Genomic DNA, 18,523 nt, shown 5'->3' on the forward strand with positions numbered 1-18,523 from the left:
GTGCGTTCCATCGCGAGGTCCTCATCTTGACGGCCTCCGGGTCAATTGCTGCGCGCGAAGCGCGTAGCTTCTCTGGGAGAACAAACTTTGAAGACGACTAGGGGATACCGGATTTCACTCCGGACCTGGCTCGCGCTCGGCATTGCGCCGATCGCGTTGGCGCCGTTCACGGCGCAGGCGCAACAAGCTGCGGCCCAGGAAGAAATCGTGGTCACCGGTTCGCGCATTGCGCGCCCGAATCTGACGCAGCCGAATCCGGTGCAAGTGGTCAATGCTGAGACGATCCAGTCGATGGGCGTTCAGTCGACCATCGACGTCGTCAATCAGCTGCCGCAGACGCAGAACAACCTGACGCCGTCGACGTCGAACCGTTTCATCAACGGCGCCGGCGTGTCTTTCGCCAACCTGCGCGGCCTGGGCGAATACCGCACCCTGACCCTGGTTGACGGCAAGCGTCACGTTGGTTCGCTGTCGGGCCGTAACGGCTCGGGCGGTACGTCGCTGGTCGACTTGAACCAGATTCCGCCGTCGCTGATCGATCGCGTTGAAGTTGTCACGGGCGGCGCCTCGGCCGTCTACGGCGCTGATGCCGTCGCCGGTGTCGTCAACATTATCTTGAAGAAGAACTACGAAGGCGCTGAAGTCACCACCAGCTACAAAGGCGCAGAAGCCGGTGCCAACCACGTCTTCAACGTAAACGGCGTCGCTGGCGTGAATGTCGGTAGCGGTCGTGGCAACATCACGTTCGCCTTTGACTACAATCACGATACCGGCCTGTTCGGTCGCGATCGCGACTTCGCCCTCGCCAACTACACGTTGACGCCGAACCCGCGCAACGGAACTTCGTCCGACGGTATTCCCGATCGCATCACGCTGTATCCGACCGTGTCGTCGGTCTTTGCAGCGAATGGCGGCGCGGTGATCAAGACCGCGCTCCGCGGTGCAGGCTCGCAATACACGATCGCGGTTGCGCCGAACGGCTCCGGGCTGGTGAACTTCAATCGCGGCTTCCTGCTGAACGGGCCGCCGGCCGGCAACACGACGACCGCAGGCGACGTCAACGGCGTCGGCGGCGATGGCTATAACCCGTCCCAGTTCCTGACCCTGCGCGTGCCGAGCATTCGCACGGTGGCCGACACGGTGATCAACTACCAGCTGGCCGAGAATATCGGTCCGGTGAAGACGCTCAACTTCTTCGCCGACGTGAAGTATTCGAACTCACGTGGCTCGACCCAGTCGACGCCGTTCACCAACGGTACCGGCGCGGTTGCCACCGGCAGCAACGGTCAGGTTGGCTCGGGCGCCCTCGCGATCCGTGCCGACAACGCGTATCTGCCGGCCGATCTCCGTTCGCTGCTGACGGCGAACGGCATCACCGGTGCGAACACGTTCCAGATCACGCGTGTGAACGCCGACTGGGCCGGTAGCCGTGCCTACAACGCCGACTATTCCGTGTTTCGTTCGGTCGTCGGCTTCAACGGCGAGCTGAGCAACAACTGGAAGTATGAGGCCTATTACAATTACGGCCGCAATCGCACGGTGCTGACCAACAAGGAACGCGTCGTCGACAAGCTGAACCAGCAGCTCGACGCAACGGTCGTCGGCGGGCAGATCGTCTGCCGCGATCCTGCAGCCCAGGCGGCAGGGTGCGTGCCGATCAACCCGTTCGTGGTCGGCCCGCTGACCGCTGCGCAATACAACTATGCCCACACCCGTACGGCGGAAATCGCCACGCTGGTGCAGGAAAACGCTGCGGTGAACTTGTCGGGTGACGCGTTCACCTACCGCACGCCGTTCTCGGGCACGGTCGCGCCGCTCAGCTTCGCGGTTGGCGTCGAGTGGCGTCGTGAAGCCTCGGACGATACGACCGACTTCATCGCGCAGCAGCCGACCGGCTATATCTACGGCAACCAGAATATCGGTCCGAAAGGTTCGTACACCTCACGCGAGGCGTATCTCGAACTCGGCGTGCCGGTGTTGCGTGACCTGCCGTTTGCAAAAGCGGTCGATCTCGACCTGGCCTACCGGTATTCGAAATACTCGACCTCGGGTTCGGCCAACACCTGGAACGCGCGCATGGCGTGGGCGATCAACGATGACGTGAAGATCCGTGGCGGCGTCGCCCGCGCGGTTCGTGCACCGAACATCGACGATCTGTTCAATCCGCCCGGCGACAACTTCCTCGGCCTGGCCGATCCGTGCTCGGTGACCAACATCAATGCGGGCGGACCGCAACGTGTTGCGAACTGCCGCGCGGCGGGCATTCCGGCCGGCTACAACTCGAACGACTTCGGCAATCCGTCGGTTCGTACGGGTGGTAACCGCGACCTGAAGCCGGAAATCGGTTCGACCTTCACCGCTGGTGCCGTGTTCACGCCGACCTTCGTGCCGGGCCTGAACATCACGGCCGACTATTGGTGGGTTCGCATCACGCAGGGTCAGGCGGCGTTGGATCCGAACTCGATCCTGCGCGGCTGCTATGATCAGAACGTGCCTGCTCTGTGCGGGCTGATCCAGCGTCGTGCGGACGGTTCGATCCGCACCGTGTTCGGCAACACGACCAACATCGGTCGCGAAGTCGTGCGCGGCGTCGATCTGGGCGTGTCGTACAGCTTCAATCTCGACCGCGTCGGCATTCGCAACTACGGCGATCTGACGGTTGGGTTCGATGGCTCGTGGGTTCCTGAAAACATCATCATTCAGGATCCGTCGAATGCCGATCAGAAGCTGTATCGTGGCGGTACGGCGGGTTACCCGCATCTGCGTGGCACGTTCCGCGCCGTGTGGGACTGGAACGCGCTCAGCGTCACGTGGGCGAGCCGTTTCCTCGGCGAGCAGGAGACGTTCCCGAATACGCCGGCTGAAATCGCCGACTTCAATCGTGTCGGGACGACCTGGTATCACGATGTTTCGGCGAAGTACCGCTGGCGCAACATGACGTTCTTCGGCGGCATCAACAATCTGGCTGACAAGAAGCCGCCGGCGGTGCCGTTCCTGTATCAGGGTTCGTATCAGCAGGGTGCGTACGCGACCTTCCCGGTCACGACGGGTGCTGCCGGCAGCTACGATCCGATCGGTCGCGCCTTCTTCGTCGGCACGTCGATCAAGTTCTAACTGTTCCATCGATATCCACGAACTGGGGCTGGCCGCGAGGCCAGCCCCTTTTTCTTTGTATCGGGCGGCCGCGTTGCATTGTATCGGCGGAAGTGCAATGCCGGTCGGATGGAGCGGCTTTTCTCCTTGTCCGATGCAGCCGGTTCGGCGCTGACGCGCCTGCCTTATGTGCTGCGCATTCTGCTCGAAAACGTGCTGCGCAACGCGGGCGACGACGCGGAGCGTAGTCGCGCTGCAATCCTCGGCTGGCTCGACCGTGCGACCAGCGAAGATGAAATTCCGTTCCTGCCGTCGCGCGTGTTGATGCACGACACGACCTGCGTGCCGGCGCTGGCCGACATTGCGGGCATGCGGTCGGCCTTGGCCGAGGCGGGCGGGGATCCGTCGCGCCTGAATCCGGTTCTGCCGGTCGACGTGTCGGTCGATCATTCGCTGGCGGTCGATTTCTTCGGCAGCAGCGACGCGGCTGCGCGCAACATGGCGCGCGAATTCGAGCGCAACCGCGAACGCTACGTCTTCATGAAATGGGCCAGCCAAACGATGCGTGGCGTGCACGTGCATCCGCCCGGCACCGGCATCATGCACACGATCAATCTCGAACGACTTGCCAGCGTGGTCACCACGACCAACGGCGTCGTGAATCCCGACACGTTGATCGGCACCGACAGCCACACGCCAATGATCAACGGCATCGGCGTGCTCGCCTGGGGCGTTGGCGGGTTGGAAGCCGAAAGCGTGATGTTCGGCATGCCGGTGATGCTGCGCGTGCCCGACGTGATCGGCGTGCGTTTCAACGGACGGCTGCGCGACGGCGTGCTGGCGACCGACCTGGCGCTGGTCGTGACCGAACGTCTGCGCCAGACCGATCTGGCTGGCCGCTTTGTCGAGTATGTCGGTCCCGGCGTTGCAAGCCTGTCGGCTGGCGAGCGCGCGGTGATCGCCAATATGGCGCCGGAATACGGTGCCTCGACCGGCTATTTCCCGATCGACGCAAACACGCTGCGCTATCTGCGCGCGACCGGACGCAGCGACGAACATTGCGCGCTGGTCGAAGACTATGCGCGGCGCCAGGCGCTGTGGTTCGACGCAGATGCGACGCCGACCTATTCCGACGTCATCGACATCGATCTTGAGCAGGTCGGGATGAGTCTGGCCGGGCCGCGCCGGCCGCAAGATCGCGTGACGCCGGCCGAGATCGCAAAGGGTGCGGACCGGCACGTCGCGATCGCTGCGATCACCAGCTGCACCAACACGTCCGATCCGCGCCTTGCCGTCGCCGCCGGTCTACTGGCGCAGAAAGCGCGCGCCAGATCGATGACCGTGCCGGCTTGGGTGAAAACGTCGTTCGCACCGGGCTCGCCGACTGCGTCGCGCTATCTGCAGCGCGCGGGCTTGTTGCAGCCACTGTCCGAACTGGGCTTCGACATTGTCGGCTATGGCTGCACCACCTGCATCGGCAATGCCGGGCCATTGGTGGAGTCGACGAGAACCGATACGCCGGTCGCGATCCTGTCGGGCAACCGCAACTTTCCCGGTCGCGTGCATGCGCAGATCGACCAGTCCTATCTCGCATCGCCGCCGCTGGTGGTTGCTTACGCACTTGCCGGCACGGTCGATCTCGACATTACGCGCGATGCGATCGCCGATGGCGTGTATCTGGCCGATCTTTGGCCGACCGGCGCCGAGATCGACGCTGCGCTTGCTGCTGTCGATCCGGATGACGTTGCAGCATCCTATGACGAGGCCGAGCAAAGCCCCGCCTGGGCCAAGCTGCACGCGCCTGATAGCGCATTGTTTCCGTGGGATGCGGCGTCGACCTACATTCGCCGGCCGCCCTTCGCATCGTTGGACGCGCCGTCGCGCCTCGGACACTTCACCGCCTATCCGTTGCTGGTGGTGGGCGACGACATCACCACCGATCACATTTCGCCGGCGGGACAGATTCCGCTCGGCGGCGATGCAGCTGCGTATTTGATCGCGCGCGGCGCGAACGCGGCCGACCTCAACGTCTTCTCGTCGCGGCGCGGCAATTGGGAAGTAATGTTGCGCGGTCTGTTCACCAACAAGACGGTGCGCAACCTGCTCGATCCTACCTTGCAGGGGGGCGACACGATCCATCTACCGAGCGGTGACGTGTTGCCTTTGTGGCAGGCGGCCGAACGGTATCGCGCGGCGAATGACTCCGTCGTGCTGCTTGCGGGTGCTCGCTACGGCACTGGCTCGTCGCGCGACTGGGCTGCGAAAGGTCCGGCTTTGTTGGGCGTGCGTGCGGTGCTTGCGACCAGTTTCGAGCGCATCCATCGCACCAATTTGATCGGCATGGGCATTCTGCCGTTGCAGATTTCCGCGCCCTTGGCGACGCGCGAACGCATCACAATCGACGCGCCGGCCGACAGGCTGCAACCGCGCGCCAAGATCGACGTGACGATCGGCGACACGTCGCTCACCGCGACCGCGGCCGTCGAAACCAAGCTGGAAGTCGAGACGCTGCGGGCCGGCGGGATCCTGCCGCTGATTTTGCGACGGGCGTTGCAGCACGCGTAGGCGCCGCCCGCCCAGTATTTTCGTGCGGTTCGGGACCGATTGCGGTTCTACGGGGTTACCCTGGTATGAAATCGCACATTTGCGCCGCGCTGCTGCTAATCGCCATGCCGGCCGCTGCCGACCAGCCCAAGCGGCTGTTCTATGACGTCGAAAATCAAACTTACGGACATATCGGGACCTACAGCCTGGCGATCGAAACGCGCAACGGCGCGACCTTGATCACCAGCGAGGCGCATATCCGCGTCGACGTGCTTGGCGTCACGATGTTCCGGCAGGAAGCGGCGCGGCATGAACGCTGGGTTGGATCGCGGCTGGTCGAGTTTCATGGTGTGACGACTGAGAACGACGTGCCGGTGAAGATCGACGGCCACGCCGACGGCGATCACTTCGTTCTGACGTCGCCGAGCGGCGAAACCAAATTGCCCGGTTCGATCCGTCCGGCCAGCCCGCTGGTCGCCGATGGCGGCGGCGGTCCGATCTTCATGACCGATACGGGTACGGTCACGGCGGGCAAGGTCGAAGATTTGGGCGAGATGACGATCTCGTTTGCCGGCGCGCCAACCAAGGCACACCGCTACCGCATCGAAACGACGGGCGCGCGCGAAAAATACGAAGTCTGGATGGGTGCCGATCGTACGCCGCTACGCTTCACCTCAGCCGACGCGCGCAGCAACAGCACCTTTACGCTGGTGCCTTAGTCGACTGGAAACTCGACACCCTGCGCCAGCGGCAGAGACGTGCCCCAATTCACCGTCTGCGTCTGACGGCGCATATAGGCTTTCCACGCATCCGAGCCGGATTCGCGGCCGCCGCCGGTTTCTTTCTCACCGCCGAACGCACCGCCGATTTCCGCACCGCTGGGACCGGTATTGACGTTGGCGAGTCCGCAATCGCTGCCTTTGGCTGACAGGAACCGTTCGGTCTCGCGCAGGTCGGTCGAGAAGATGCAGGACGACAGGCCCTGATCGACTTCGTTCTGCAGCCGCAGTGCTTCGTCGAAGGTTTCGTAGTTCAGCACGTACAGAATCGGTGCAAAGGTTTCGTGGCGCACGATCGCGCTTTGCGCCGGCATTTCGACAATCGCGGGGCGCACATAAAACGCATCGCCATTGGCTGGTTCGATCCGCTCGCCGCCGGTGCGAATTGTGCCGCCCTCGTGCCGCGCTGCGTCGAGCGCCGCGCGCATGGAATCGTACGCGGCGCGATCGAGCAGCGGCCCGACCAACGTGTCGGCTGCGAGCGGATTGCCGATGCGCAAACTGCCATAGGCACGCACCAGCCGATCAACCAGCTGCGCCTGCACGTCCTTGTGCACGATCAAGCGGCGCAAGGTGGTGCAGCGTTGTCCGCACGTGCCGACGGCAGAGAACGTCGCTGCGCGCGTTGCGAGATCGAGATCAGCCGACTTGGTCACGATCATCGCCGCATTGCCGCCAAGCTCGAGCAGCGAACGGCCGAAGCGCGCGGCAACGACGGGCGCAATTTCGCGGCCCATGCGCGTGCTGCCGGTGGCGCTGACCAGCGGGACACGTTTGTCCGCGATCAGCCTTTCGCCAATGCCGCGGCCGCCCATCACCAGCTCCAGCAGTCCGTCGGGTGCGCCCTTGAATTTCTCTGCGGCGCGCTTGAACAATTCGGCGGTGGCGAGCGCGGTCAGCGGCGTCTTCTCGGACGGCTTCCACACCACGCTATTGCCGCAGACCAGCGCCAACGCGGCGTTCCAGGCAAAGACTGCGACGGGAAAATTGAACGCGCTGATCACCGCGACCGGCCCCAGCGGATGCCAACGCTCGACGAGGTGATGATCCGGACGTTCCGACGCGATCGTCAGGCCATAGAGCTGGCGCGACAGGCCGACCGCGAAGTCGCAAATGTCGATCATCTCCTGCACTTCACCGAGGCCTTCGGAGAGGATCTTGCCCGTCTCCAACGTGACCAGACGGCCCAGCGCATCTTTGTTGGCGCGCAGCGCTTCGCCGAACAACCGCACCAACTCGCCGCGACGCGGCGCCGGCACATCGCGCCAGCGTTCGAACGCGGCCGCGTTGCGCGTCAGCTTGGCATCGATATCGGCGTCGCTTTGGATGCAGGCCAGCACGCTGCCGTCGATCGGCGAACGCGCGACCATGTCGCCGTTGCTGCGATCAGCCAGGCCGAACTTGGCGAGAATGAGCTGGGCTTCGTTGGTCGCGTTCATGATGCCTCAAGCCGCGTGTTGAACTGCAGGCGCCATCGCATAGGCGCGGCCGAACCGGTTGGCAAGAAAACGCGCCAGCGGGATCTGCTCCTGCCGCACCAGGCCACGATCGGGCAGGGCGCCTTCGGCGAGCAGATCCAGCACGGCGCAGATCGCCGACGCGGTGGTGATCTGGATGGCGGCGTACTGCCGTCCCGCAATCGGACCGGCATAGACTTTGTGCGCGTAGGTTTCCTGCATCAATCGGCCGGCGCGTTCGCCGGTGGCGGTGACGAAGATGATGACGACGTCCTGTTCGGTCGCGGGCACCGCATGTTCCAGCACTTCGCGCAGCAAGTCGCGCCGCGACTCCAGGCGCAGATCGTGCAGCAGCGCTTTCATCAGGTTGCGGTGGCCAGGATAGCGAATGGTTCGATAGTTCAATTCGCGTACTTTGCCGGCCAGCGTTTCCGCAAGCGTGCCGAGACCGCCGGAGGTGTTGAACGCTTCGTACGACACGCCGTCGAGCGCGAAATGCTCGACATGTTCAAGCGCCGGTACGTTGACCAGGCGCCCGTCGACGATCGCTTCGCACGGCTCGCAATATTCGTTGATCACGCCGTCGGTCGACCAAGTGAGGTTGTAGGTCAACGCATTTGACGGAAAGACCGGCAAGGCACCCACGCGCAGCCGCAACGTGTCGAGCCGTTCGAACCGGTCGGACAGATCGCGCGCCACGATCGAGATAAAGCCGGGCGCCAGGCCGCATTGCGGGATCAGTGCCGCGCGCGACGTCGCCGACAAGGCTTTGACGGCGCGCGTGCAGGCAACGTCTTCGGTCAGGTCGAGATAATGTACGCCGGCTGCATGTGCTGCTTCGGCGACGCGTTGCGTGACGTGGAACGGTGCGGCGCTCAGCACCGCGAACTTGTTGCTCAGCGCAATCGCAAGCTCGGCATTGACGCTGGCGTCGAATTGCAGAACCCGCACGCGATCGCCGACATGAATGCGGCGCAACGAGGCTTCGTCGCGATCGCCGACGGTGATGAGATAGTCGCCGCTCTCGCTCAGCAGGTCGGCGATCGTCGCGCCGATATTGCCGCTGCCCACCACCAAGATCTCGCGCATCGCCGCCTCCCAGATTTCGCCGCCAGCATCGTGTGGATTCCTGCCGGTTTGCAGCGGCGTATTGGTCAAAATGCTTGAAAACTGCCGGCGATTTGCTCCATATCTCCGGCGATATGACCGAAGCCGCGAAAAGCCTGGATCAGAAACTGCTCGACCTGCTGGGGCGCAACGCGCGCATGTCGGTGACCGAGCTGGCGGGCAAGCTGAAGCTGGCGCGATCGACGGTGCAGGCGCGCATCGAAAAGCTCGAACGCAACGGCACGATTGCGGGCTACACGTTGAAGCATGGCGTCGTTCCAGGCCGTGCCGTGTCGGCCCATGTCTCGATCCGCGTGCGGCCCAACGGGCAGGGCGACGTCGAACGCAAACTGGCCAAGCTGGACGGCGTGCGGACGCTCTATTCCACCAGCGGACTGCACGATCTGATCGCCATCGTCGCCGCGGCCAGCACAGCGAAGCTGGACGAAACGATCGACGCGATCCGCGCCATCGACGGCGTCACCGAAACCGTCTCCGCCATCCTTTTATCGACAAAACTCGAACGCTGACTTGGGCGCTGCCTTGGACGCTGACTGGGGCGCCGTGGCGCCTTTCGGCGAGGCTTTCGTGGCTACAGGTCCGGATTGGCCACAACCCAGGGGGCGTTCATACCGGTGAAACCTCGGCCGGATGGCCGGAGGCTAGGCTGGGCGCGGCATGCGTCAGGAGCCCGAATTGCGGCTCGCGGTTCGGTCCTCTATGGTCCGCGCCCCGCACCGGCCCGAAGGCTTATGACGCAAACGTCATGGATCTTCCGGTTCGCGGTTTCGTTTGGGTTCAAGTGGTTTTGCGAGACTGGGTTGCGATGAGTGATCAACGGCTGAACGAATTGCTGGACCATCTGGTCGACAATACTGAGCACGCTCAGCGCCGTATCGCGACCGCGATTGATGCCACGGACCCGATTGCACGCCGTGATCTCGAACTTGCCAACGAGTCATTGTCGCGCGTGATCGAAACCGCAAACGCGTTGCGCCGGTTGGTGTCGGCCGTCTGATCGCCTCCGTGCCGCGATGTTGGCATGGTTTCTTCGCCGGTCCGGCGTGCGGCTGCAGACGGTGCGCCGCGACGCTTACGACCAGGCATTCCTGACCGAATTGTTCGATCTATCCCGCACCGTCATCGGCGAGCAATGGGACGGGTTCCGCACGCACGCGGAAACGACCGCGCTGGTCCATGTCTTTCGCGACGTGAAGGACGGATCCGCGATCGGATTCCAGTTCTGGCGCGTGGTGCCGCTGCAGTTGCCACGCAGCCAGGCGATTCTTGGCGGCAAGCTGCGCGTGAAGCCGGAATTCCGCCGGCGCAGCCTGCATATTCTGTCGGCCCTGCTGTTCTATCTGCACTGCAAGGCGCGGCATCCGACGACACGGTTTTACCGCCTGTCGTTGGCGGCTTTGTTCGGCTTCGTGTCGGTCACCGGCGCGCTGGCCTGGTTCCGCTTCTTCGATGAGGACGATCGCAGCGAAGAGGGGCAGGCGCTCAGCGCCGCTTTTGCCGCATTTGCCGCCGACAACGGATTTCGCATCGAACCGAAAGGTCTGGTCCATACCGGCGTCGGCGTTGCAGAAGCGACCTTGGCACAATTCGGGCCGGCCTATTTCGAACGCGAAGCAACCCGCGCCTATGTCGCGCGCAATCCCGACTTTCGCACCAACTGTTGTTCGGTCGCGTTCTGGTTCCGCTTCGACCGGCGCAACATCATCTCGATGCTGCGCACCGTCTGGCGCAAGAGCCGCGCATAAAAAAGGGGCCTGCACGAATGCAGGCCCCTGGTTTACGCAAACTGCGCCCAAGAAACCGATGGATCAGCCGCCGGGTTGGGGCGCATCCATTTCGCGCAGAATGTGCGGAGCCTTGTAGACGGTGCCGATCGCAGCGCGCAGCGCTGCTGCATCGACGCCGACCGAACGGTTCAGCGCTTCGATATTCCCGAATGTGCCGCCGGTTCCGTACTTGTTGCCGTCGAAATTGAGCGCCACCAGCTGCGCCTGTTTGTTGATGATCGGCGAGCCCGAGCTGCCGCCCACCGTGTCCAGCGCAATCGCGACATTCATGTGCGCATTCGGATCCAACGCGTTCTTCGCCGCCAGCCAACCGGCCGGCAGTTTGAACGGCTCGTTGCCGGTTGCACGTTCGTACAGGCCTTTGATGTTGGTGAAGGCGGGCACTTGCTTGCCGTCTTCCATCCAGCCTTTCACCGCGCCGTAGGACAGGCGCAGCGTGCCGGTCGCATCCGGCGGCACGCTCGTGCCTTCAAGCTTGAAGCGCGCCGTTGCGATCTGCGCGTGCAGACGGCGCAGCGGTGCGGTCACGTTCGAGTCGTATTCCTTGCGTGCTGCGCGCGAATACGGATCGGCCAGCACGACGAACCGGATCATCGGATCGTTCGACGCATCGATCGCCGCCTTGCCGCCTTTGAGCAGAGCTGCACGCACCGCCGGATCGGCAAGCTTGGTACCGGTCACCAGCTTCTTTGCGACTTCTTCCGGCTGTTCCTTGCCGAACAGCGCGCGCACCACCGGATCATCCGGGCTCAACCATTCGCGGATCTTCGACAGCGACCAGGCCAGGCGCTCGACTTCCAACTCGCGTGCGATCGGAATCGTGTCGAGGATCTGGCGTTCGGTCGCGACGAAGCCGGTGTCGCTATATTCCGCCAGACGCTCGGCATTCGGCTTGGGGCGTTCCTCGGCCGCACGCACCAGCTTGCGCGCGTACGAGAACAGCTCGCCTTCAAAGCCGGTGATGCCTTGCACGCCTTCGAGAATGGCGAAGCGACGGTGCAGGCTTTCCTGTTTGCGCACCACGTCGGCGACCTGGTCCAACGCGGCCTTGGCCGCTTCGTCATCGGCCTTGCTGCGGAACTGCGCTTCGTCTTTGCGCTTTTCTTCCAGCAGCGTGGTGCGGATCAGGGTGCGGTACTGGCCGCTTGCACGCTTCAACAGGTTTTCCACACCGAACAGAACCTGCTCGGCAGTGCGCTGCGGCTCGGCACCGCGACGCGCATATTCGCGCAGGATGCCGCGCTTCTCAGCCAGATGCGCAACCAGCTGCGGCAGCAGCACGTCGCGTTGCAATTCCAGCTGCGCCAAGGTCAGGCCGCGTTGCGTGACTCCGGGCGTGCCGACCGCGAAAGTCAACTCGTCTTCAGCCGGACCGGTCTTTGCCAACGGGAAATAGATCGCGGTCGCAGCCGGCTTGTCGTTCTCGTAGGCACGCAGCAGCGTCATGTCGACGTCGTAGCGCGGGAACTCGTAATTATCGGGGTCACCGCCAAAGAATGCGATCGCAGCTTCCGGGGCCAGAACCAGACGCACATCGGCGTAGCGCTTGTTCTTTTGCAGCTCGTAGCGTCCGCCCTGATACAGCGTGACCACATTGCATTTGATGTCAGCGGCGGTGCTGCATTCTTTTTCCAGCGCCGCCTGCGCGGCGCGTTGTGCAGCGGCCAGTTCAGCGCCGGTTTTGCCTTCGACCGCCTTGGCGATCTTGTCGGTGACGTCGGTCATCTCGATCAGCTGCGTCACTTCTAGCTGCGGGCATTTCTTTTCCGCAGCGCGATCGGCAGCAACGAAGCCGGTCGCCATCAGATCTTTTTCCTTGGTCGACAGATGTTCGACGCAGGAGCGGGCGCAGTGATGGTTGGTGATGACCAACCCTTCCTGCGACACGAACCCGCCCGAGCAGCCATTGCCGACTTTCACCGCGGCCAGGCGCACGCGGTCGAGCCAGCTTTGCGACGGAGTGAAGCCGTATTTCTCACCGACCTTGGCCGACGGGAAATTGTTGAAGGTGAACATGCCCGGATCGGCATGTGCGGACGTCGCACAGAGCGCGACAGTAGCGAGCGCGAAGGCGCTGGCGAGACGGAGGCGAAGCAAGGTTGGCGTTCCTGTTCTGATTTCTTGGTCGTGTTTTATTTTTATCTGTCGTCGGCAGTACGCCCGAATGGGGCGCCTGCCAATCCGCTGCGCTGCGTGGCGCAAACGACACGCAGCGCAGTCGAGATCAGTTGGTTCGTGCGTGTACGACGCGTTGCAGCGGCCTATAGAGCAGAGCCAGGCCGAGGCAGGCAGCACCGGCAAGCGCCGCCACGATCAGCCAGAACTCGCTCTTCGGCATCTTCTCCCACAGCGTGCCGATGGCGCCGACCAGGTAGTTGCCGAAGAAGGAAGCGGTGAACCACACGCCCATCATCATCGACACCATCTTGGCTGGTGACACTTTCGAGAACAGCGACAGGCCGATCGGCGACAGGCACAGCTCGCCGATCGTCAGCGGGAAGAGATAGGCGAGGCACCACAGCCAGCTCGCCTTGCCGTGACCGTCACCATCGCCCGTCGTCAACGCAGCCAGTGCGAGCACGAGATAGGACAGCGACGCGAGGCCCAGCCCGATGATCATCTTGGCGATCGTCGTCGGTTCTTTGCCGGCAGCTTCAAGCTTGGACCAGATGCGCACGACGAAGGGCGTGAAGATGATGATCATCATCGCGTTGCCCGATTGGAACCAGGTCGTCTTCAAATCGAACAAGCCGAAGAAAGAACGATCGGTGTAGTCGCGCACCCACAGCGGGAAGACGTTGCCCTTCTGCTCGAACGCGGCCCAGAAGAAGATCACGAAGAAGGCGACCGTGATCAGCGTCAGGATCGCGCTCGTGTCGCTGGCGCCGGGCGTGTTTTTCACCGGGCGCGATTCCGCGAGTTTGCGCGAATCCGGCGGCAGCATTTTGCTGCTCAGCGTGAAGATGACGAGACCGGCCACCATGCCGATGCCCGCAACCAGGAAGCCCCAGTTCCAGCCATAGACTTCACCGATCGTGCCGCACACGAGTGGCGAAACGGCGGCGCCGATATTGATGCCGACATAGAAGACTGAGAAGGCGCGGTCGCGGCGTGAATCGTTCGGCGCGTAAAGATTGCCGATCTGCGTCGAGATGTTGGGCTTGAAGAAGCCGTTGCCGGCGATGATCAGCAGCAGAGCCGGCAGGAACAGCGGTTCGGCGGCGAAGAGCATGAATTCGCCCGCAGCCATCAGGATCGCACCCAGCATGACGGCGCGGCGCTGGCCGAGATAGCGGTCGGCGATCAGCCCGCCGATCAGCGGCGTGAAATAGACCAGCGCGGTGTAGAGCCCATAGATCTGCGATGCCGTCGCCTGCACCGAAAGCGGTCCGTACATGCTTTCGAACGTGGCTTTCAGCGGCGCGAAGAAGACCAGGCTCTCGACGTGCCCGGCCAACAGCAGCTGTTGGGTCATATACAGAATGAGAAGGGCCCGCATTCCGTAATAAGCGAACCGTTCCCAGATTTCTGTCGCGACCAGGACGGTCAATCCGATCGGATGACCGAACAAAGAGCGGGTCGATCGGACGCCAAGCGGCGGCTCGGCCATCGCCAAATCTGCGGACATGAAGCTTCCCCTAGATTCTTATTTGGACGAGACCGTACTGGTCCCGCGCGCATCCGGGTAGGCAAAAAAAGGCGCCGCAAACGCGGCGCCTATTGGGTTTTCGCAACTGCGGCGGGGTCAATACTGCCCGTACCGGCCTTTGACCGAGGCCAGCAATTTGGCGCTGTCGAAACCGATCCCGTCTTTGAACACGATCTCGACATTCTCGATGTCGGCGATGGTCTTGGACGGGTCACCTTTGACGACGATGAGATCGGCATTTTTTCCGGTCGCAATCGAACCGATGCGATCGGCGACGCCGAGATAGGTGGCGCCGTTCAAGGTCGCGATCTTGATCGCTTCGACCGGCGTGAATCCCGCTTCGACCAGCAACTCGACTTCGCGCTGATCGCCAAAGCCCGGCATCACGCCGCCATTGCCGGTCGGATCGGGACCCGCAATCAACAAACCGCCGGCAGCGACGAAGTTGCGTTCCATCTGCATGTCGTTCTTGAGCAAGGTCGGCGCGACGTTCGACGGCGTTGCTTCGGCGCGTTTGCGGATCAACAAATAATCGGCGCGCGCTTCGGTGGTCAGCGTGTCGAGAAAACGTTGCTGCAGCGGCTCATGCGTCGCCACACTTTGCGCGAAGACGGGCAGAGTCGAGGTGATCGCAACCTTGGCGTCGACGAGTTTCTTGATCAGCGCTTTCGCGTACGGACCGTTGGGATCGATGTTCTGCAACGTCGGGCGCCCGACTGTCGGCGGACATTGATCGGGTTTCTTGTCGGGATCGTTGGCGGTGTTGACGTAAAAGCCGTGCTCAAGATTGTCGATGCCAAGCTCGGCCGCTTCTTCGTACGTCACCGAGCAAAGATGGCCGGTGACTTTCAAGCCGCGCTTGTGCGCTGCATCGATCGCAGCCTTCAACTCGCCGCGCGTGATGTTCATGTACGCTTTGAACGAGGTCACGCCGCGATCGGCCCAGAATTCGACGAACTGGCGCGCGTCGTCGGCGTCGCGCAACCGGTGCATCTGAATGAACGGGCTGCTCGCACCTTCCAGATACGGACCCGTCACGTCCATATGCGGACCGAGCAGCTTGCCGCTGTCGATCGCCGACTTGGTGTTGAGATCGGCCGAAGGTTCGACGCTGCCGGCGGTGCGGATCGTCGTCACGCCCGCAGCCAGATACAGGCGCGGTGACGAGAAGGTCATTTGCGGTACGACCAGCGGCGCTTCGGAATGGCCGTGCTCGTCGTAATTCGGTCGAGCGATGTAATACATATGATCGTGCATGCCGATCAGTCCCGGCAACACGCTGTGGCCACTGAGATCGAGCAGGGTCGCATCCGCGGGCGCCGCTTTCGCGGCTGGCTGGATCGCGGTGATCTTGCCGTTCTCGATCACGACCGTCTGGTCGGGCTTGGCCGCAGCGCCGGTCCCGTCGATGACGCGCACATGCTGCAACGCGATTTTCGGGCCGGTTACGCGCACATATTGCTGCAGCTCTGGAACCGGTACTGCCGGCGCCGGCAACAAACTGTTCGGCAGGTCGGCTGCCACCGCAGGCGCGAACAAGCACAAACCTGCGAGAAGTGCGAAGCGACGCGTCATCTTGCCCCCATCTTTTTGGCCGTGCGCGACCTTACGAGATTTGTGGGCGGCCGAAAGCCGGTGTATCGCTCGACCCATCTTTTTGGCTGAAGGACCTCCTGATGAGTGACTGGCGCAGCTACGCAACCCATCTCGAATGCAGCGCGACGGGGGACACGTTCCCGATCGACCGTCTGCAAGGTCTTTCGCCCGCGGGCAAGCCGCTGCTGGTTCGCTACGATCTCGACGCGGTCAAAAAGAATGTCTCGCGCGACACGATCCTGGCGCGCAGCGCCGATATGTGGCGCTGGCGCGAATTGTTGCCGGTGCGCGAGGCGCGCCACGCAATTTCGCTGGGCGAAATCGAAACGCCGCTGATTGCGCTCGAACGTTCCAAGCACGGCAGCGCTGCACCAATCGTCAAAGACGAAGGACGTTTGCCGACCGGCTCGTTCAAAGCGCGTGGCCTGTGCATGGCAATGTCGATGGCGCACGGCTTCGGCGTCAAACGCGTCGCGATCCCGACCAACGGCAATGCGGGGGCAGCGATGGTCGCCTACGCGTCGCGCGTCGGCATCGAATCGTTCTGCTTCTGCCCCGAAGACACGCCCGAAGTGAATGTGCGCGAGATCGCGTTGCAGGGCGGTCGCGTGTGGCGCGTCAACGGGCTGATCAACGATTGCGGCAAGATCGTGCGCGAAGGCGTCGAGGCCGCAGGCTGGTTCGACATCTCGACGTTGAAAGAGCCGTACCGGATCGAAGGCAAGAAGACGATGGGACTCGAACTGGCGCTCCAGTTCGGCTTCGACAATTTGCCCGACGTCGTCTTCTACCCGACCGGTGGCGGCACCGGCCTGATCGGCATGTGGAAAGCGTGGCAAGAGATGCAGCAGCTCGGCTGGATCAAAGGCAAGCTGCCGCGACTGGTTGCGGTGCAGGCAGATACGTGCGCGCCGATCGTCAAAGCCTATGACGAAGGAAAAACACACGCCGAACTCTGGCCCAATGCGCACACGATCGCGTCGGGCATTCGGGTGCCGGCAGCGTTGGGGGATTTTCTGATCCTGGACGCTGTGCGCAAAAGCGGCGGCTTTGCCGCGGCCGTATCCGATAAACAGATCGAAGCAGCGGTGACGCGCGTGGCGCAGGAAGACGGTCTGCTGCTGTGCCCGGAGGGTGCTGCGACCTACGCGGCCTACGCCGACGCGCTGGCGCAAAAGAAGATCGCGCCGACCGACAAAGTCGTGCTGTTCAACTGCGCCAGCGGTCTGAAATATCCAATGCCGCCCGCCGATGCGCGGCTCGATATCACCAAACCGATCGACTACGCCGCGTTGCTCGCGGGCAGGATCTAACCATGCGCCTTGCTGTTGCTCTCGTTCTCGCTGCGCTGACCGGCACGGCGTCCGCAGGAACCGTCGATGCCAGTCTGCACGCGCGCCTACTGACGCTCGACACGCATCTCGACACGCCGATGAATTTCGCGCGGCCGGGCTGGAGCATGTTGGACCGGCACAAGGCGCCGGACGATATCAACCAGGTCGACTATCCCCGCATGGTGCAGGGCAATCTCAGCGGCGGCTTCTTCGTGATCTTCACCGATCAAGGGCCGCTGACGCCCGCTGCTTATGCGGCTGCGCGCGACGGAGCGCTGCAGCGTGCGGTCGAGATCCGCGAGATGGTGGCGCGCAACGCCGACAAATTCGAACTGGCCTTCACGCCCGACGACGCGTTGCGCATCCATCGCGCGCAAAAGCGCATCGTGTTTCAGAGCATCGAGAATTCCTACCCGATCGGCGAAGATCTCAGCCTGCTCGAAACCTTCCACCGCTTCGGCGTGCGTATGGCCGGCCCGGTGCATTTCAAGAACAACCAGTTCGGTGATTCAGCGACCGACAAACCGCAATGGCACGGTTTGAGCCCGCTGGGCTTGCGCTGGGTCGAAGAGATGAACCGGCTGGGCATGATCATCGACGCAAGTCACGCGTCGGACGACGTGTTCGACCAACTGCTGGAGCGGTCGCGCGCGCCGATCATCCTGTCGCATTCGGGTGCCCGTGCGATCTTCGACCATCCGCGCAACATCGACGACGAACGGCTGCGCAAACTCGCGGCCAAGGGTGGTGTGCTGCAAGTGACGGCGGTCTATCTGACGCCGATGCCGGCAGACTCGCCAGCGCGCCGCGCGATCGGTGAGCGGGAAGGAACGTTGGCGTTCTTGTCGCCCGCGGCGCAGCGCGAATTCGCGCGCGACTACCACGCCCAGAATGCGCGCGATGGCTGGCCGAGCGGAACCTTCGAGCAGTTCATGGCGAGCCTGCTGCATGCGATCAAAGTCGCGGGCGTCGATCACGTCGGCATCGGCGCCGACTGGGATGGCGGCGGCGGCGTCAAAGGCATGTCCGACGTCTCGATGCTACCCAAGATCACCGCGGCGCTGCAGAAAGCCGGCTATTCGGCGCAGGACATCGAAAAGATCTGGAGCGGCAACGTGCTCCGCGTGTTGCGCGAGGTTGAGGCGCGGCGCTGACA

The 18,523-nt window shown here is 63.1% G+C and carries 13 protein-coding genes; 8 read left to right on the top strand and 5 right to left on the bottom strand.

Annotated features, from left to right (window positions below):
* The first annotated feature begins 87 nt into the window (after positions 1–87).
* The 3 genes from TMPK1_RS00930 (at position 88) to TMPK1_RS00940 (ending at position 6,356) form a co-directional block, all read left to right on the top strand.
* On the top strand, positions 88–3,114 hold the full coding sequence (locus TMPK1_RS00930; RefSeq protein WP_420240849.1) for a TonB-dependent receptor domain-containing protein: 3,027 nt from the start codon (positions 88–90) through the stop codon (positions 3,112–3,114).
* A 108-nt stretch (positions 3,115–3,222) separates the two neighbouring features.
* On the top strand, positions 3,223–5,658 hold the full coding sequence (gene acnA, locus TMPK1_RS00935) for an aconitate hydratase AcnA (protein ID WP_420240850.1): 2,436 nt from the start codon (positions 3,223–3,225) through the stop codon (positions 5,656–5,658).
* 65 nt (positions 5,659–5,723) lie between these two features.
* Entirely contained in the window at positions 5,724–6,356 is a 633-nt protein-coding gene (locus tag TMPK1_RS00940) for a DUF6134 family protein (RefSeq protein ID WP_420240851.1), read from the top strand.
* Here TMPK1_RS00940 and amaB read toward each other — a convergent pair.
* Together amaB and TMPK1_RS00950 are read right to left on the bottom strand one after the other, a co-directional pair.
* Positions 6,353–7,855: an L-piperidine-6-carboxylate dehydrogenase gene (gene amaB, locus TMPK1_RS00945; protein ID WP_420240852.1), complete on the bottom strand. Its 1,503-nt coding sequence runs from the start codon at positions 7,853–7,855 to the stop codon at positions 6,353–6,355. The two genes, TMPK1_RS00940 and amaB, sit on opposite strands and share 4 nt — an antisense overlap.
* 6 nt (positions 7,856–7,861) lie before the next feature.
* Positions 7,862–8,962 (bottom strand): saccharopine dehydrogenase family protein, encoded by a 1,101-nt coding sequence (locus tag TMPK1_RS00950; protein ID WP_420240853.1) that lies wholly within the window; start codon positions 8,960–8,962, stop codon positions 7,862–7,864.
* Between the two features lie 113 nt (positions 8,963–9,075).
* Here TMPK1_RS00950 and TMPK1_RS00955 point away from each other — a divergent pair, with 113 nt between their 5' ends.
* The 3 genes from TMPK1_RS00955 to TMPK1_RS00965 all read left to right on the top strand — a co-directional run bounded on the left by TMPK1_RS00955 (position 9,076) and on the right by TMPK1_RS00965 (position 10,746).
* On the top strand, positions 9,076–9,510 hold the full coding sequence (locus tag TMPK1_RS00955; protein WP_420240854.1) for an Lrp/AsnC family transcriptional regulator: 435 nt from the start codon (positions 9,076–9,078) through the stop codon (positions 9,508–9,510).
* A gap of 296 nt (positions 9,511–9,806) precedes the next feature.
* Complete coding sequence (locus tag TMPK1_RS00960) at positions 9,807–9,998, top strand: hypothetical protein (RefSeq protein ID WP_420240855.1); 192 nt, start codon at positions 9,807–9,809, stop codon at positions 9,996–9,998.
* Positions 9,999–10,014: 16 nt separating this feature from the next.
* On the top strand, positions 10,015–10,746 hold the full coding sequence (locus TMPK1_RS00965; protein ID WP_420240856.1) for a hypothetical protein: 732 nt from the start codon (positions 10,015–10,017) through the stop codon (positions 10,744–10,746).
* A gap of 63 nt (positions 10,747–10,809) precedes the next feature.
* Here the strand turns inward: TMPK1_RS00965 and TMPK1_RS00970 are convergent, their stop codons facing one another.
* The 3 genes from TMPK1_RS00970 to TMPK1_RS00980 form a co-directional block, all read right to left on the bottom strand.
* Positions 10,810–12,885: a S46 family peptidase gene (locus tag TMPK1_RS00970; RefSeq protein WP_420240857.1), complete on the bottom strand. Its 2,076-nt coding sequence runs from the start codon at positions 12,883–12,885 to the stop codon at positions 10,810–10,812.
* 127 nt (positions 12,886–13,012) lie between these two features.
* Entirely contained in the window at positions 13,013–14,416 is a 1,404-nt protein-coding gene (locus TMPK1_RS00975) for a peptide MFS transporter (protein WP_420240858.1), read from the bottom strand.
* Positions 14,417–14,533: 117 nt separating this feature from the next.
* Positions 14,534–16,012, bottom strand: a complete 1,479-nt coding sequence (locus tag TMPK1_RS00980) for an amidohydrolase family protein (protein ID WP_420240859.1) — start codon at positions 16,010–16,012, stop codon at positions 14,534–14,536.
* Between the two features lie 101 nt (positions 16,013–16,113).
* On the opposite strand from TMPK1_RS00980, the gene TMPK1_RS00985 reads away from it, so the two are divergent.
* Positions 16,114–17,346, top strand: a complete 1,233-nt coding sequence (locus TMPK1_RS00985; RefSeq protein WP_420240860.1) for a threonine synthase — start codon at positions 16,114–16,116, stop codon at positions 17,344–17,346.
* Between the two features lie 2 nt (positions 17,347–17,348).
* Positions 17,349–18,521 carry a dipeptidase gene (locus TMPK1_RS00990; RefSeq protein WP_420240861.1) on the top strand — a complete coding sequence of 391 codons (1,173 nt, stop codon included), beginning with the start codon at positions 17,349–17,351 and terminating at the stop codon, positions 18,519–18,521.
* Positions 18,522–18,523: the final 2 nt, after the last annotated feature.

Source organism: Roseiterribacter gracilis (genome assembly GCA_018332375.1).
In the GTDB taxonomy this organism is placed as follows: domain Bacteria; phylum Pseudomonadota; class Alphaproteobacteria; order BOG-932; family Roseiterribacteraceae; genus Roseiterribacter; species Roseiterribacter gracilis.

Bases quoted from the DNA above. Each gene is read 5' to 3' on its own strand.
- acnA (WP_420240850.1), top strand. From the start codon at position 3,223: ATGGAGCGGCTTTTCTCCTTGTCCGATGCAGCCGGTTCGGCGCTGACG.
- TMPK1_RS00940 (WP_420240851.1), top strand. From the start codon at position 5,724: ATGAAATCGCACATTTGCGCCGCGCTGCTGCTAATCGCCATGCCGGCC.
- amaB (WP_420240852.1), bottom strand. From the start codon at position 7,855: ATGAACGCGACCAACGAAGCCCAGCTCATTCTCGCCAAGTTCGGCCTG.
- TMPK1_RS00950 (WP_420240853.1), bottom strand. From the start codon at position 8,962: ATGCGCGAGATCTTGGTGGTGGGCAGCGGCAATATCGGCGCGACGATC.
- TMPK1_RS00955 (WP_420240854.1), top strand. From the start codon at position 9,076: ATGACCGAAGCCGCGAAAAGCCTGGATCAGAAACTGCTCGACCTGCTG.
- TMPK1_RS00960 (WP_420240855.1), top strand. From the start codon at position 9,807: ATGAGTGATCAACGGCTGAACGAATTGCTGGACCATCTGGTCGACAAT.
- TMPK1_RS00965 (WP_420240856.1), top strand. From the start codon at position 10,015: ATGTTGGCATGGTTTCTTCGCCGGTCCGGCGTGCGGCTGCAGACGGTG.
- TMPK1_RS00975 (WP_420240858.1), bottom strand. From the start codon at position 14,416: ATGTCCGCAGATTTGGCGATGGCCGAGCCGCCGCTTGGCGTCCGATCG.
- TMPK1_RS00980 (WP_420240859.1), bottom strand. From the start codon at position 16,012: ATGACGCGTCGCTTCGCACTTCTCGCAGGTTTGTGCTTGTTCGCGCCT.
- TMPK1_RS00985 (WP_420240860.1), top strand. From the start codon at position 16,114: ATGAGTGACTGGCGCAGCTACGCAACCCATCTCGAATGCAGCGCGACG.
- TMPK1_RS00990 (WP_420240861.1), top strand. From the start codon at position 17,349: ATGCGCCTTGCTGTTGCTCTCGTTCTCGCTGCGCTGACCGGCACGGCG.